Source organism: Novosphingobium olei (assembly GCF_012927405.1).
In the GTDB taxonomy this organism is placed as follows: domain Bacteria; phylum Pseudomonadota; class Alphaproteobacteria; order Sphingomonadales; family Sphingomonadaceae; genus Novosphingobium; species Novosphingobium olei.
Genome location: NZ_JABBGM010000002.1, coordinates 363,656 through 376,319 on the forward strand (window position 1 = coordinate 363,656; position 12,664 = coordinate 376,319).

General features: G+C 63.5%; 21 protein-coding genes. All 21 read left to right on the forward strand.

Annotation, left to right across the window (positions count from 1 at the left end):
- Positions 1-68 precede the first annotated feature (68 nt).
- Entirely contained in the window at positions 69-539 is a 471-nt protein-coding gene (gene rpsG, locus HHL27_RS05790) for a 30S ribosomal protein S7 (protein WP_169492431.1), read from the forward strand.
- Between the two features lie 98 nt (positions 540-637).
- Complete coding sequence (gene fusA, locus HHL27_RS05795) at positions 638-2,710, forward strand: elongation factor G (protein ID WP_169492432.1); 2,073 nt, start codon at positions 638-640, stop codon at positions 2,708-2,710.
- 149 nt (positions 2,711-2,859) lie between these two features.
- Positions 2,860-4,050: an elongation factor Tu gene (gene tuf, locus HHL27_RS05800; protein WP_169492433.1), complete on the forward strand. Its 1,191-nt coding sequence runs from the start codon at positions 2,860-2,862 to the stop codon at positions 4,048-4,050.
- A 155-nt stretch (positions 4,051-4,205) separates the two neighbouring features.
- On the forward strand, positions 4,206-4,517 hold the full coding sequence (rpsJ, locus tag HHL27_RS05805; RefSeq protein ID WP_011444906.1) for a 30S ribosomal protein S10: 312 nt from the start codon (positions 4,206-4,208) through the stop codon (positions 4,515-4,517).
- 299 nt (positions 4,518-4,816) lie between these two features.
- On the forward strand, positions 4,817-5,572 hold the full coding sequence (gene rplC, locus HHL27_RS05810; protein ID WP_169492434.1) for a 50S ribosomal protein L3: 756 nt from the start codon (positions 4,817-4,819) through the stop codon (positions 5,570-5,572).
- A gap of 3 nt (positions 5,573-5,575) precedes the next feature.
- Positions 5,576-6,199 (forward strand): 50S ribosomal protein L4, encoded by a 624-nt coding sequence (gene rplD, locus HHL27_RS05815; protein WP_169492435.1) that lies wholly within the window; start codon positions 5,576-5,578, stop codon positions 6,197-6,199.
- Positions 6,192-6,497: a 50S ribosomal protein L23 gene (locus tag HHL27_RS05820; RefSeq protein WP_169492436.1), complete on the forward strand. Its 306-nt coding sequence runs from the start codon at positions 6,192-6,194 to the stop codon at positions 6,495-6,497. The genes rplD and HHL27_RS05820 overlap by 8 nt, the downstream gene beginning before the upstream one ends.
- Positions 6,498-6,510: 13 nt before the next feature.
- Entirely contained in the window at positions 6,511-7,347 is an 837-nt protein-coding gene (gene rplB, locus HHL27_RS05825; RefSeq protein WP_169492437.1) for a 50S ribosomal protein L2, read from the forward strand.
- A gap of 6 nt (positions 7,348-7,353) precedes the next feature.
- Complete coding sequence (gene rpsS / locus HHL27_RS05830; protein WP_169492438.1) at positions 7,354-7,632, forward strand: 30S ribosomal protein S19; 279 nt, start codon at positions 7,354-7,356, stop codon at positions 7,630-7,632.
- A complete protein-coding gene (gene rplV, locus HHL27_RS05835) occupies positions 7,632-8,009 on the forward strand; it encodes a 50S ribosomal protein L22 (protein ID WP_169492439.1) in 378 nt (125 codons plus the stop codon). Before rpsS ends, rplV begins: the two co-directional genes overlap by 1 nt.
- A gap of 2 nt (positions 8,010-8,011) precedes the next feature.
- The gene (rpsC, locus tag HHL27_RS05840; protein ID WP_169492440.1) at positions 8,012-8,722 is read left to right on the forward strand and encodes a 30S ribosomal protein S3; all 711 of its coding nucleotides are present in this window, start codon (positions 8,012-8,014) and stop codon (positions 8,720-8,722) included.
- A 3-nt stretch (positions 8,723-8,725) separates the two neighbouring features.
- Positions 8,726-9,160: a 50S ribosomal protein L16 gene (gene rplP, locus HHL27_RS05845; protein ID WP_039334360.1), complete on the forward strand. Its 435-nt coding sequence runs from the start codon at positions 8,726-8,728 to the stop codon at positions 9,158-9,160.
- Between the two features lie 12 nt (positions 9,161-9,172).
- The gene (gene rpmC / locus HHL27_RS05850) at positions 9,173-9,376 is read left to right on the forward strand and encodes a 50S ribosomal protein L29 (protein WP_169492441.1); all 204 of its coding nucleotides are present in this window, start codon (positions 9,173-9,175) and stop codon (positions 9,374-9,376) included.
- A gap of 10 nt (positions 9,377-9,386) precedes the next feature.
- Positions 9,387-9,656, forward strand: a complete 270-nt coding sequence (gene rpsQ, locus HHL27_RS05855) for a 30S ribosomal protein S17 (protein WP_169492442.1) — start codon at positions 9,387-9,389, stop codon at positions 9,654-9,656.
- Between the two features lie 126 nt (positions 9,657-9,782).
- Positions 9,783-10,151: a 50S ribosomal protein L14 gene (gene rplN, locus HHL27_RS05860; RefSeq protein WP_169492443.1), complete on the forward strand. Its 369-nt coding sequence runs from the start codon at positions 9,783-9,785 to the stop codon at positions 10,149-10,151.
- Positions 10,151-10,468 (forward strand): 50S ribosomal protein L24, encoded by a 318-nt coding sequence (rplX, locus tag HHL27_RS05865; protein ID WP_169492444.1) that lies wholly within the window; start codon positions 10,151-10,153, stop codon positions 10,466-10,468. Before rplN ends, rplX begins: the two co-directional genes overlap by 1 nt.
- The gene (rplE, locus tag HHL27_RS05870) at positions 10,461-11,042 is read left to right on the forward strand and encodes a 50S ribosomal protein L5 (protein ID WP_169492445.1); all 582 of its coding nucleotides are present in this window, start codon (positions 10,461-10,463) and stop codon (positions 11,040-11,042) included. The genes rplX and rplE overlap by 8 nt, the downstream gene beginning before the upstream one ends.
- Before the next feature lie 27 nt (positions 11,043-11,069).
- On the forward strand, positions 11,070-11,375 hold the full coding sequence (rpsN, locus tag HHL27_RS05875) for a 30S ribosomal protein S14 (protein ID WP_169492446.1): 306 nt from the start codon (positions 11,070-11,072) through the stop codon (positions 11,373-11,375).
- 10 nt (positions 11,376-11,385) lie between these two features.
- Positions 11,386-11,781 (forward strand): 30S ribosomal protein S8, encoded by a 396-nt coding sequence (gene rpsH, locus HHL27_RS05880; protein ID WP_169492447.1) that lies wholly within the window; start codon positions 11,386-11,388, stop codon positions 11,779-11,781.
- Positions 11,781-12,314, forward strand: a complete 534-nt coding sequence (gene rplF / locus HHL27_RS05885; protein ID WP_169492448.1) for a 50S ribosomal protein L6 — start codon at positions 11,781-11,783, stop codon at positions 12,312-12,314. Before rpsH ends, rplF begins: the two co-directional genes overlap by 1 nt.
- Positions 12,314-12,664, forward strand: a complete 351-nt coding sequence (gene rplR, locus HHL27_RS05890) for a 50S ribosomal protein L18 (protein ID WP_169492449.1) — start codon at positions 12,314-12,316, stop codon at positions 12,662-12,664. Before rplF ends, rplR begins: the two co-directional genes overlap by 1 nt.

The window sequence follows — 12,664 nt, forward strand, 5'->3', positions numbered from 1 at the left end:
ACGATCCCAGCCTTCGCTGGGATGACCGATTTCAAAGGGTCTTGCGGCGGTTTAACAAGGAATTTGCGATGTCTCGTCGTCGTCGTCCCGAAAAGCGGGAAATCCTGCCTGATCCGAAGTTCGGTGATCAGGTCCTGTCGAAGTTCATGAACAACCTCATGCTCGACGGCAAGAAGTCGGTCGCTGAGTCGATCGTGTACGGTGCGCTGGACACCATGCAGACCCGCGCCAAGGCGGACCCGCTGCAGCTGTTCCACGATGCGCTGAACAACGTGAAGCCGCAGATCGAAGTCCGTTCGCGCCGCGTCGGTGGTGCGACTTACCAGGTCCCGGTCGAAGTCCGCCCGGAACGCGCCCAGGCGCTCGCCATCCGCTGGCTGATCACCGCTGCGCGCAACCGCAGCGAGACCACGATGTCGGCCCGCCTTTCGGGCGAGCTGCTCGACGCCGCCAACAACCGCGGCAACGCGGTCAAGAAGCGCGAAGACACCCACCGCATGGCCGACGCAAACCGCGCGTTCAGCCACTACCGCTGGTAAGGTGTCCGGACGTTTCTGGCGTCTTTAAACGGTCACGAACGTAACCATATGGGGCGGGCCTGACATTCAGGCCTCCCCAGCACCCAAGGAAACCTCCCATGGCCCGCAGCCATCCGCTCGAGCGCTATCGCAACTTCGGCATCATGGCGCACATCGACGCCGGCAAGACGACGACGACCGAGCGCATCCTTTACTACACCGGCAAGTCCTACAAGATCGGCGAAGTCCACGACGGCGCCGCCACCATGGACTGGATGGAACAGGAACAGGAACGCGGCATCACGATCACGTCGGCCGCGACGACCTGCTTCTGGCAGGATCACCGCCTGAACATCATCGACACCCCCGGCCACGTCGACTTCACCATCGAAGTCGAACGTTCGCTGCGCGTGCTTGACGGCGCGGTCGCCGCGTTCGACGGCGTTGCCGGCGTCGAGCCGCAGTCGGAAACCGTGTGGCGCCAGGCCGACAAGTACGGCGTGCCGCGCATGTGCTTCATCAACAAGCTCGACCGCACCGGCGCGAACTTCAAGTACTGCGTGCAGACGATCATCGACCGCCTGGGTGCCAAGCCCGCAGTGCTTTATCTGCCGATCGGCGCCGAAAGCGACTTCAAGGGCCTGGTCGACCTCGTCGAACAGCGCGCGATCATCTGGAAGGATGAATCGCTGGGCGCCGAATTCTTCTACGAAGAAATCCCGGCCGACCTCGCCGACGAGGCCGAGCTCTATCGCTCGCAGCTCATCGAACTCGCCGTCGAACAGGACGACGATGCGATGGAAGCCTACCTCGAAGGCAACGAGCCCGACGTCGCAACGCTCAAGGCGCTGATCCGCAAGGGCACGCTGGCGCAGGCGTTCGTGCCCGTGCTGTGCGGCTCGGCGTTCAAGAACAAGGGCGTCCAGGCGCTGCTCGACGCGGTCGTCGACTACCTGCCTTCGCCGCTCGACATTCCTGACGTGCAGGGCGTGAACCCCGACACCGACGAGCCGGACACCCGTGCGACCTCGGACGATGCTCCGTTCTCGGCGCTCGCGTTCAAGATCATGAACGACCCCTTCGTCGGCTCGCTGACCTTCACCCGCATCTATTCGGGCACGCTGACCAAGGGCAGCTACCTGAACTCGGTGAAGAACAAGAAGGAGAAGGTCGGCCGCATGCTGCTGATGCACTCCAACAACCGCGAAGACATCGATACCGCCTATGCGGGCGACATCGTTGCTCTGGCCGGTCTGAAGGAAACGACGACGGGCGACACGCTCTGCGCCGAAAAGCAGCCGATCATCCTTGAGCGCATGGAATTCCCCGAGCCGGTCATCGAGCTTTCGGTGGAACCGAAGACCAAGGCCGACCAGGAGAAGATGGGCATCGCGCTCAACCGTCTCTCGGCCGAAGACCCTTCGTTCCGCGTTTCGACCGACCATGAATCGGGCCAGACCATCATCAAGGGGATGGGCGAACTTCACCTCGAAATCCTCGTCGACCGCATGCGTCGCGAATTCAAGGTCGAAGCCAACGTCGGCGCCCCGCAGGTGGCCTACCGCGAATACCTCGGCAAGCCGGTCGACATCGACTACACCCACAAGAAGCAGTCGGGCGGCACCGGCCAGTTCGGCCGCGTCAAGGTCAAGCTGACCCCGGGTGAGCGCGGTTCGGGCTTCGTCTTCAAGGACGAGATCAAGGGCGGTAACATTCCGAAGGAATATATCCCCGCGATCGAAAAGGGCTTCCGCGAAACCGCCGAAACCGGCTCGCTGATCGGCTTCCCGATCATCGACTTCGAAGTCCTGCTCTACGACGGCGCGTACCACGACGTCGACTCGTCGGCACTGGCCTTCGAAATCTGTGCCCGCGGCGCCATGCGCGAAGCGGCACAGAAGTCGGGCATCAAGGTCCTCGAACCGATCATGAAGGTCGAGGTCGTGACGCCGGAAGAGTTCATGGGCGACGTCATCGGCGACATCAACAGCCGCCGTGGCCAGATCCAGGGCACCGACAGCCGGGGTAACGCCCAGGTCGTCGAAGCCATGGTTCCGCTCGCGAACATGTTCGGCTACGTGAACCAGCTGCGCTCGTTCACGCAGGGCCGGGCGAACTACTCGATGCAGTTCTCGCACTATGACGAGGTCCCGGCGAACGTCGCGACCGAACTCAAGTCGAAGCTGGCCTGATCGGGTCGATCCGAACGGTTCTGAAGACCCACCTGTAATGCTTGCCTGATCGATCCGATCAGGCTAGGGGCGGCGCCTGATTTTCTGGCGAGTCCGGCTGGTGCCGCCTCCAAGAGCAATCAACATTTAGCGAAAAGAAGGTTTGAGCAATGGCTAAGGCTAAGTTTGAGCGGACCAAGCCGCACTGCAACATCGGCACCATCGGTCACGTCGACCATGGCAAGACCACGCTGACGGCTGCGATCACCAAGGTGCTCGCGGAAACCGGCGGCGCGACGTTCACCGACTACGCGAACATCGACAAGGCTCCGGAAGAGCGCGAGCGCGGCATCACCATCTCGACCGCCCACGTCGAGTACGAAACCGCCAACCGCCACTACGCCCACGTCGACTGCCCGGGTCACGCGGACTACGTGAAGAACATGATCACCGGTGCCGCCCAGATGGACGGCGCGATCCTGGTCGTGAACGCCGCTGACGGCCCGATGCCGCAGACCCGCGAGCACATCCTGCTCGCCCGCCAGGTCGGCGTGCCGGCGCTGGTCGTGTACATGAACAAGGTCGACCAGGTCGACGACGAGGAAATCCTCGAGCTGGTCGAACTCGAAGTTCGCGAGCTGCTGTCGTCGTACGACTTCCCGGGCGACGATATTCCGATCATCAAGGGTTCGGCTCTGGCCGCTCTCGAAGGTCGCGACGACAACATCGGCAAGAACTCGATCAACGAGCTGATGGCCGCTGTCGACAGCTACATCCCGCAGCCGCCGCGCCCGACCGACAAGCCGTTCCTGATGCCGGTCGAAGACGTGTTCTCGATCTCGGGTCGTGGTACGGTCGTGACCGGCCGCGTCGAAACCGGCATCGTCAAGGTTGGTGAAGAAGTCGAGATCGTCGGCCTCAAGGACACCACCAAGACCACCGTCACCGGCGTCGAAATGTTCCGCAAGCTGCTCGACCAGGGTGAAGCCGGCGACAACATCGGTGCGCTGGTTCGCGGCATCAAGCGTGAAGACGTCGAGCGCGGCCAGGTCCTCTGCAAGCCCGGTTCGGTCAAGCCGCACACCGAGTTCTCGGCCGAGGTCTACGTGCTGTCGAAGGACGAAGGTGGCCGTCACACGCCGTTCTTCGCCAACTATCGCCCGCAGTTCTACTTCCGCACCACCGACGTCACCGGCGAAGTGATCCTTCCCGAGGGCACCGAGATGGTGATGCCTGGCGACAACGTCACGCTGTCGGTCAAGCTGATCGCTCCGATCGCGATGGATGAAGGTCTTCGCTTCGCAATTCGCGAAGGCGGCCGCACCGTCGGTTCGGGGGTTGTCAGCAAGATCACGAAGTAATATAGGCCGCGCACCGGCGGGGGATTCGCTCCTCCGCCGGGCCGGTTTTTTGATTCAGTCGGCCCGCTTTCCCCGCGCTTCATCAGCTGGGGCAGGGTGAGAGGGTGGGGCGACTGGATTTTTTGTTTTACGCTCTTTCGCATCGGTAAACGGACATGGAAGCCCAGAACATCCGCATTCGCCTCAAGGCCTTCGATCATCGCGTACTTGATCAGGCAACCGGCGAAATCGCTGACACCGCCCGCCGCACCGGCGCGCTCATCCGGGGCCCCATTCCGCTCCCGACGCGCATCGAGAAGTTCTGCGTCAACCGCGGCCCGCACATCGACAAGAAGTCGCGTGAGCAGTTCGAGGTTCGTACCTACAAGCGCCTGCTCGACATCGTTCAGCCGAATGCTGCGACCGTCGATGCGCTGATGAAGCTGGACCTCGCGGCCGGCGTCAACGTCGAGATCAAGCTCGCCTAAGTGAGCTTGCCTTTAGCGCCGGCGAAGGCCGGGGTGGCCGAAGGCGGACAGATCAACGACGCAAGTTTCGGACCCTCGGGTCCACAATTCCTTCCGGTCCAAAGCCGGCTTGGTGGCAAATCGGCCACCGCGACATAGGGATACCTCCGGCGCCGTCCTTCGGGGCATAGCCGGGCAAGCGTCCCCCGATCGCTCCTGTTTGGCAGGAGCACTCAGCCCGGTCGGGGGCATGCTTCACATACGGGCTGAACACGCCTGTCGGGATGGGCCCGGCAGGCCTCTGTGATGGAGTATGGATCATGCGCACCGGCGTGATCGCGAAGAAGGTGGGGATGACCCGCCTTTTCCAGGACGACGGACGGCACGTGCCGGTCACCGTCCTGTCGCTAGAAGATTGCCAGGTGGTTTCGGTTCGCACTGCTGAGCGTGACGGTTACGTCGCTCTCCAGCTCGGTGCCGGCGAAGCCAAGCAGAAGAACGTTGCCAAGCCGCAGCGCGAACACTTCGCCAAGGCGGAAGTGGCGCTGAAGATGGAAGTCGCCGAGTTCCGCGTCGCCGACGACGCCGTGCTCGAAGTGGGCTCGACCATCGCCGCTTCGCATTTCGTCCCCGGCCAGTACGTGGACATCACCGGCCACACCCAGGGCAAGGGCTTCCAGGGCGCGATGAAGCGCTGGGGCTTCGGCGGTATGCGCGCCACGCACGGCGTGTCGATCTCGCACCGTGCCCACGGTTCGACCGGTAACCGCCAGGATCCGGGCCGCGTCTTTAAGAACAAGAAGATGGCCGGTCACATGGGCGACCGCCAGCGCACCCAGCAGAACCTCGAAATCGTCCGCACCGACGATGAGCGTGGCCTGATCTTCGTCAAGGGCTCGGTCCCTGGCTCGAAGAACGGCTGGCTGCTCGTCCGCGACGCCGTCAAGGTCAACCGCCATGCGGAAGCGCCCTATCCCGCCGGCCTGAAGCAGGCCGCCAACAGCAATGACTCGGCAGCTGCCGACACGCCCGTGGACGTCGCGGCTGTCGAAGCGACCGAAGGTCAGGAGGGCTAAGTCGTGAAGGTTCAGGTTCTCAACCTCGACGGCACCACCGGCAACGGCGAAGTCGAACTGTCGGACGACGTGTTTGGTCTCGAGCCGCGCGCCGACATCCTGCACCGTGTCGTCACCTGGCAGCTCGAAAACCGCCGCGGCATCGCCCGCAAGGCGCGCGAGCGTTCGGACGTTGCCCGCACCGGCAAGAAGTTCGGCCGTCAGAAGGGTGGCGGTACTGCCCGTCACGGTGACCGCAAGGCACCGATCTTCATCGGCGGTGGTAAGGCTCACGGTCCCCGCGTTCGCGAATTCAACATCTCGCTGAACAAGAAGGTCCGCGCGCTCGGCCTCAAGATGGCGCTCTCGTCGAAGGCGAAGGCCGGTCTGGTCATCGTCGACACGCTCGACGTCGAAGGCAAGACCAAGACGCTGGCCGCCACGCTCGCCAAGTCGGGCTTCGGCAAGAAGGTCCTCGTGATCGACGGTGAAGGCGTCAACGACAATTTCGCCAAGGCCGCCCGCAACATCGTCGGCGTGAACGTGCTCCCCGCAGTGGGCGCCAACGTCTACGACATCCTGAAGCATGACACGCTGGTGCTGACGCGCGCTGCTGTCGAAAAGCTGGAGGCGCGTTTCAATGGCTAAGGACGCGATCGACACGCGCCACTACGACGTGATCGTGGCTCCCCACATCACCGAGAAGTCGACGCTGCTGTCCGAGCACAACGCCGTGGTCTTCAAGGTTGCCGACAAGGCGACCAAGCCGGAGATCAAGGCAGCGGTTGAAGCCCTGTTCAACGTGAAGGTCACCGGCGTGAACACGCTGACCCAGAAGGGCAAGACCAAGCGCTGGAAGGGCAAGCCCTACAAGCGCTCGGACGTCAAGAAGGCCGTCGTGACGCTGGCAGCAGGCCAGTCGATCGACGTCACCAGCGGTATCTGAGGCGGGTAGAACCATGGCACTCAAGACCTATAATCCGACCAGCCCCGCCCGGCGCGGCCTGGTCCTCGTCGACAAGTCGGCGCTGTGGAAGGGCAAGCCCGTCAAGGCGCTGACCGAAGGCAAGCGCAAGACCGGCGGCCGCAACAACAAGGGCCACGTGACCAGCCGCGGTATCGCGGGCGGCCACAAGCAGAAGTACCGCTACATCGACTTCAAGCGTCGCAAGTGGGACATGCCGGCCACCGTCGAGCGTCTGGAATACGATCCCAACCGCACGGCGTTCATCGCCCTCGTCAAGTACGAGGACGGCGAGCAGGCCTACATCCTGGCGCCGCAGCGTCTGGCCGTCGGCGACACCATCGTCGCCGGTGAAAAGACCGACGTGAAGCCGGGCAACGCCATGCTTCTGTCGCAGATGCCGGTCGGCACCATCATCCACAACGTGGAGATGAAGCCGGGCAAGGGCGGTCAGATCGCCCGTTCGGCAGGCACCTATGTCCAGCTCGTCGGTCGTGACCGCGGCATGGTCATCGTTCGCCTGAACTCGGGCGAGCAGCGCTACCTGCGTGGCGATTGCATGGGCACCGTCGGCGCCGTGTCGAACCCCGACAATGCCAACCAGAACCTTGCCAAGGCCGGTCGCAACCGCTGGCTCGGCCGTCGTCCGCTGACCCGCGGCGTCGCCAAGAACCCGGTCGACCACCCGCACGGTGGTGGTGAAGGCCGCACCTCGGGTGGCCGTCATCCGGTTACCCCGTGGGGCAAGCCGACCAAGGGCGCACGCACCCGCCACAACAAGCAGACGGACAAGATGATCATCCGTTCGCGTCACGCGAAGAAGAAGAGGTAACACCCCATGGCACGCTCCGTCTGGAAGGGCCCCTTCGTCGACCTGCACCTCCTGAAGAAAGCGGAAGTCGCTCAGGATGCAGGCGGCCGCGCTGGCCCGATCAAGACCTGGTCGCGTCGTTCGACCATCATCCCGCAGTTCGTTGGTCTGACGTTCAACGTCTACAACGGGCAGAAGTTCATCCCCGTCTCCGTCTCGGAAGAGATGGTCGGCCACAAGCTTGGCGAGTTCGCTCCGACGCGCAACTTCCCCGGCCACGCCGCTGACAAGAAGGGCAAGCGCTGATGAGCAAGCCTAAGGCACCCCGTCGCGTTGGCGACAAGGAAGCGCTGTCGGTCGGCACGCAGATCCGTGGTTCGGCGCAGAAGCTGAACCTGGTGGCGGCGCTGATCCGTGGCCACAAGGCCGAAGACGCGATGAACATCCTCGCCTTCTCGAAGAAGGCGATGGCGGTTGACGCGCGCAAGGTTCTCGCCTCGGCGATCGCCAATGCGGAAAACAACCACAACCTGGACGTCGACTCGCTCGTCGTGGCGGAAGCCTCGGTCGGCAAGTCGATCACGATGAAGCGCTTCCACACCCGTGGTCGCGGCAAGTCGACCCGGATCCTGAAGCCGTTCTCGCGCCTCCGGATCGTCGTTCGCGAAGTCGAGGAGGCCTGATCATGGGTCACAAGTCGAACCCCATCGGTCTGCGCCTGCAGATCAACCGTACCTGGGACAGCCGCTGGTACGCTGAAGGTCGCTCCTACGAGCAGCTGCTCAAGGAAGACCTCCAGATCCGCAAGTACATCGTCGAGAACCTGCCCCAGGCTGCGATCTCGAAGGTGGTCATCGAGCGGCCGGCCAAGCTGTGCCGCGTGTCGATCTATGCCGCTCGTCCGGGCGTCATCATCGGCAAGAAGGGCGCTGACATCGAGAAGCTTCGTTCGAAGCTCGCGACGATGACCCAGAGCGACGTCAAGCTGAACATCGTCGAGATCCGCAAGCCGGAAATCGACAGCAAGCTCGTTGCCCAGGGCATTGCCGACCAGCTCGTTCGCCGCGTGGCCTTCCGCCGTGCGATGAAGCGCGCGGTGCAGTCCGCCCTGCGTCTTGGCGCCGAAGGCATCAAGATCACCTGCGGCGGCCGTCTCGGCGGTGCGGAAATCGCCCGCGTCGAGTGGTACCGTGAAGGTCGCGTTCCGCTGCACACGCTGCGCGCGAACATCGACTACGCCGAAGCCGAAGCCCACACCGCCTATGGCGTGATCGGCATCAAGACCTGGATCTTCAAGGGCGAGATCCTCGGTCACGACCCGATGGCGCAGGACCGACTGATGATGGAAGCGCAGACTTCCGGCGTCCGTCCGGCGCGCGACGACCGCAGGAACTAAGCCATGCTGCAACCGAAGAAGACCAAGTTCCGCAAGGCGTTCAAGGGCCGCATCCATGGCGTTGCCAAGGGTGGTACCGACCTGAACTTCGGTTCCTACGGCCTCAAGGCCCTGGAGCCTGAGCGCGTCACCGCCCGCCAGATCGAAGCCGCCCGTCGTGCGATCACCCGCCACATCCGCCGTCAGGGCCGTCTGTGGATCCGCGTGTTCCCCGACGTGCCGGTGTCGAAGAAGCCTGCCGAAGTCCGTCAGGGTAAGGGCAAGGGTTCGATCGAATACTGGGCAGCCCGCGTTAAGCCGGGTCGCATCCTGTTCGAGCTCGATGGCGTTCCCGGTCCGCTCGCGGCCGAAGCGTTCAGCCGCGCGGCGATGAAGCTGCCGATCAAGACGAAGGTCGTCGCCCGCCTGGGTGATACCTCGCACCTTGGCGGCGAGTAAGGAGAGACTACGATGGCCAAGTTCGAAGACCTTCGCGTCAAGAGCGACGACCAGCTCTCTGCTGATCTCGCCGAGCTCAAGCGCGAGCAGTTCAACCTGCGTTTCCAGGCGGCGACCAGCCAGCTGGAACGTCCGGCGCGCATCAAGGAAGTGCGCCGCGACATCGCGCGCATCAAGACGCTGCAGACTGAGCGTTCTCAGTCGGCCAAGGCGTAAGGAAGCCAATATGCCCAAGCGTATCCTGGTCGGCACCGTTGTGTCCGACAAGACCGATAAGACCGTGGTGGTCAAGGTCGAGCGCAAGGTGAAGCACCCGCTCTACGGGAAGATCATCCGCCGCTCGAAGAAGTACCACGCGCACGACGAGCAGAACTCGTTCAAGACCGGCGAAACCGTCCGCATCGAGGAAACGGCGCCGATCTCGAAGCTGAAGACGTGGAAGGTCATCGACCGCGTCACGGCCGGCAAGACCGCCGCGATCGAAGCCGACGTCTGAGGGTCAGGCGGGTTCTTTCGGGCGAGGGTGGACATCTGGTCCGCTCTCGTCGATAGGGCCCGTCCGAATTGCGATTTTGGAACTGCCGGACTGGTTCCGGCAAGCCAGTGAGAAGGAACCGGATCAATGATCCAGATGCAATCCAATCTCGACGTCGCGGACAACAGCGGCGCCAAGCGCGTCCAGTGCATCAAGGTGCTGGGCGGGTCGAAGCGTCGTTTTGCCGGCGTCGGCGACATCATCGTGGTGTCGGTTAAGGAAGCGCAGCCGCGTGCCCGCGTCAAGAAGGGCGACGTGCACCGCGCCGTGATCGTTCGCACGAAGAAGGACGTGCGCCGTGCTGACGGCAGCGTGATCCGCTTCGACAGCAACGCCGCAGTGCTCGTCGGCAAGAACGAAGAGCCCATCGGCACCCGCATCTTCGGCCCCGTGGTCCGCGAACTGCGCGGCAAGGGCTTCATGAAGATCATCTCGCTCGCTCCGGAGGTGCTGTAATGGCCGCCGCGAAGATCAAGAAGGGTGACAGCGTCGTCGTCCGTTCGGGCAAGGACAAGGGCCGCACCGGCACGGTGCTGCAGGTTCTGCCCAAGGACAACAAGGTCGTCGTCGCCGGCGTGAACATCGCCACGCGTCACCGCAAGCCGAGCCAGGCGAACCCCCAGGGCGGCATCGACCGTTCGGAGGCGCCGCTCCACATCTCGAAGGTCGCGGTCGCGGACAAGGATGGCAAGCCCACCCGCGTTCGTTTCGAGGAGCGCGACGGCAAGAAGGTCCGTGTGGCCGTCAAGTCCGGGGAGGCCATCGATGGCTGATAAGTACACGCCGCGTCTGAAGGCCAAGTACGAAGCCGACATCGCCAAGGCGATGCAGGAAAAGTTCGGCTACAAGAACGCGATGGAAATCCCGCGCATCGAAAAGATCACGCTCAACATGGGCGTGGGCGAAGCGAGCCAGGACAAGAAGAAGGTCACCACGGCCGCTGCGGAGATGGAACTCATCGCCGGTCAGAAGCCCGTGATCACCAAGGCGAAGAAGTCGATCGCGCAGTTCAAGCTGCGTGAAGGCATGCCGATCGGTTGCAAGGTCACCCTGCGCCGCGAACGCATGTACGAATTCCTCGACCGTCTCATCACCATCGCCATGCCCCGCATCCGCGACTTCCGTGGTCTGAACCCGAAGTCGTTCGATGGTCGCGGCAACTACGCGATGGGTCTGAAGGAGCAGATCATCTTCCCGGAGATCAGCTACGATCAGATCGAGAAGGTGCGTGGCATGGACATCATCGTCACCACCACCGCGAAGACCGACGAGGAAGCGCGCGAGCTGCTCCGTCTGTTCGGCTTCCCGTTCCCGCTGGAAGCTGCTGAACAGCAGCAGGCCGCGTAAGTCAGTTCCAAGGAAGAGCTTAAGTCCATGGCGAAACTGAGTTCGATCAACAAGAACGAGCGTCGTAAGAAGCTGGTTCAGAAGTATGCAGCCAAGTTTGCTGCGCTCAAGGCCCAGGCCGACGATGAATCGCTCGACGAAACCGAGCGCCTGATCGCCCGCCTCAAGCTGGCCGAGCTGCCGCGCAACGCGAACCCCACCCGCGTGCGCAACCGCTGCAACACCACCGGCCGTCCGCGCGGCTACTACCGCAAGTTTGGCCTGTGCCGCGTCGAGCTGCGCGACCTTGCCAACAAGGGGCTCATCCCCGGCGTGACCAAGTCGAGCTGGTAAGGATCATCCGATGGCATTGACCGACCCCCTGGGTGATATGCTCACCCGCATCCGCAACGGCCAGCAGGCGAAGAAGGACGCAGTCCTCTCGCCCGCTTCCAAGCTGCGTGCGCACGTGCTCGAAGTCCTTCAGCGTGAAGGCTACATCCGCGGCTTCTCGGAGGACACCACCGGTGCCCACCCGCAGCTGCGCATCGAGCTCAAGTACTTCGAAGGCCAGCCCGCGATCAAACACGTGGCCCGCGTCTCCAAGCCCGGCCGCCGCGTCTACTCGGGTTCCAAGGAACTCCCGGTGATCCGCAACGGCCTCGGCATCACCATCGTCTCGACGCCGAAGGGCGTGCTCTCGGATGCCGAAGCACGCGCTGCCAACGTCGGCGGCGAAGTGCTGGCGGAGGTGTTCTGATGAGCCGCATCGGCAAGAAGCCGGTGGCGATCCCCAGCGGGGTCTCCGCCGATATCGCGAACGGCGTGCTGACCGTGAAGGGCCCGAAGGGCACGCTCACGCTCAACCTGCGCGACGAGATCAGCTACACCGTCGAAGGTGACAGCATCCTCGTCAAGCCGGCGAACGACACCAAGCAGGCGCGTGCCTTCTGGGGCATGCAGCGCACGCTCGTGTCGAACCTCGTGACCGGCGTCACCGAAGGTTACACCAAGGTCCTCGAGATCACCGGTGTCGGCTACCGCGCCACGGCCCAGGGCAAGAACCTGAAGCTGCAGCTCGGCTACAGCCACGACGTCGATTTCCCGGTGCCGGAAGGCATCGAGATCAAGACGCCGGACAACACCACGGTCCAGATCATCGGGATCGACAAGCAGAAGGTCGGCCAGGTTGCGGCCGAGATCCGTCGCTGGCGCAAGCCCGAACCCTACAAGGGCAAGGGTATCAAGTACCGCGGCGAGTTCATCTTCCGCAAGGAAGGGAAGAAGAAGTAATGGCCAAGCTGTCCCTCTTCGATCGCCGCCGCCGCCGCGTCCGCACTGCGCTCAAGGCGCGTGCCGGTGGCCGCCCGCGCCTTTCGGTGCACCGTTCGGGCCGTCACATCTACGCCCAGATCATCGACGACGCCGCCGGCAAGACCATTGCCGCTTCGTCGTCGTTGGTGAAGGGCCAGAAGTCGATCGGCGCCAACGTCGATGCGGCCGCCCAGGTCGGCAAGGACATCGCCGAGAAGGCGAAGGCTGCCGGCATCACCACCGTCGTGTTCGATCGCGGCGGCTTCCTGTTCCATGGCCGCGTCAAGGCGCTGGCTGACGCTGCCCGCGAAGGCGGCCTGGAGTTCTGA

Bases quoted from the DNA above. Each gene is read 5' to 3' on its own strand.
- rplC (WP_169492434.1), top strand. From the start codon at position 4,817: ATGCGCACCGGCGTGATCGCGAAGAAGGTGGGGATGACCCGCCTTTTC.
- rpsG (WP_169492431.1), top strand. From the start codon at position 69: ATGTCTCGTCGTCGTCGTCCCGAAAAGCGGGAAATCCTGCCTGATCCG.
- rplP (WP_039334360.1), top strand. From the start codon at position 8,726: ATGCTGCAACCGAAGAAGACCAAGTTCCGCAAGGCGTTCAAGGGCCGC.
- HHL27_RS05820 (WP_169492436.1), top strand. From the start codon at position 6,192: ATGGCTAAGGACGCGATCGACACGCGCCACTACGACGTGATCGTGGCT.
- rpsJ (WP_011444906.1), top strand. From the start codon at position 4,206: ATGGAAGCCCAGAACATCCGCATTCGCCTCAAGGCCTTCGATCATCGC.
- rpsH (WP_169492447.1), top strand. From the start codon at position 11,386: ATGGCATTGACCGACCCCCTGGGTGATATGCTCACCCGCATCCGCAAC.
- rpsQ (WP_169492442.1), top strand. From the start codon at position 9,387: ATGCCCAAGCGTATCCTGGTCGGCACCGTTGTGTCCGACAAGACCGAT.
- rpsN (WP_169492446.1), top strand. From the start codon at position 11,070: ATGGCGAAACTGAGTTCGATCAACAAGAACGAGCGTCGTAAGAAGCTG.
- rplE (WP_169492445.1), top strand. From the start codon at position 10,461: ATGGCTGATAAGTACACGCCGCGTCTGAAGGCCAAGTACGAAGCCGAC.
- rpsS (WP_169492438.1), top strand. From the start codon at position 7,354: ATGGCACGCTCCGTCTGGAAGGGCCCCTTCGTCGACCTGCACCTCCTG.
- rplR (WP_169492449.1), top strand. From the start codon at position 12,314: ATGGCCAAGCTGTCCCTCTTCGATCGCCGCCGCCGCCGCGTCCGCACT.
- fusA (WP_169492432.1), top strand. From the start codon at position 638: ATGGCCCGCAGCCATCCGCTCGAGCGCTATCGCAACTTCGGCATCATG.
- tuf (WP_169492433.1), top strand. From the start codon at position 2,860: ATGGCTAAGGCTAAGTTTGAGCGGACCAAGCCGCACTGCAACATCGGC.
- rplB (WP_169492437.1), top strand. From the start codon at position 6,511: ATGGCACTCAAGACCTATAATCCGACCAGCCCCGCCCGGCGCGGCCTG.
- rplN (WP_169492443.1), top strand. From the start codon at position 9,783: ATGATCCAGATGCAATCCAATCTCGACGTCGCGGACAACAGCGGCGCC.
- rplF (WP_169492448.1), top strand. From the start codon at position 11,781: ATGAGCCGCATCGGCAAGAAGCCGGTGGCGATCCCCAGCGGGGTCTCC.
- rplX (WP_169492444.1), top strand. From the start codon at position 10,151: ATGGCCGCCGCGAAGATCAAGAAGGGTGACAGCGTCGTCGTCCGTTCG.
- rplV (WP_169492439.1), top strand. From the start codon at position 7,632: ATGAGCAAGCCTAAGGCACCCCGTCGCGTTGGCGACAAGGAAGCGCTG.
- rpsC (WP_169492440.1), top strand. From the start codon at position 8,012: ATGGGTCACAAGTCGAACCCCATCGGTCTGCGCCTGCAGATCAACCGT.
- rpmC (WP_169492441.1), top strand. From the start codon at position 9,173: ATGGCCAAGTTCGAAGACCTTCGCGTCAAGAGCGACGACCAGCTCTCT.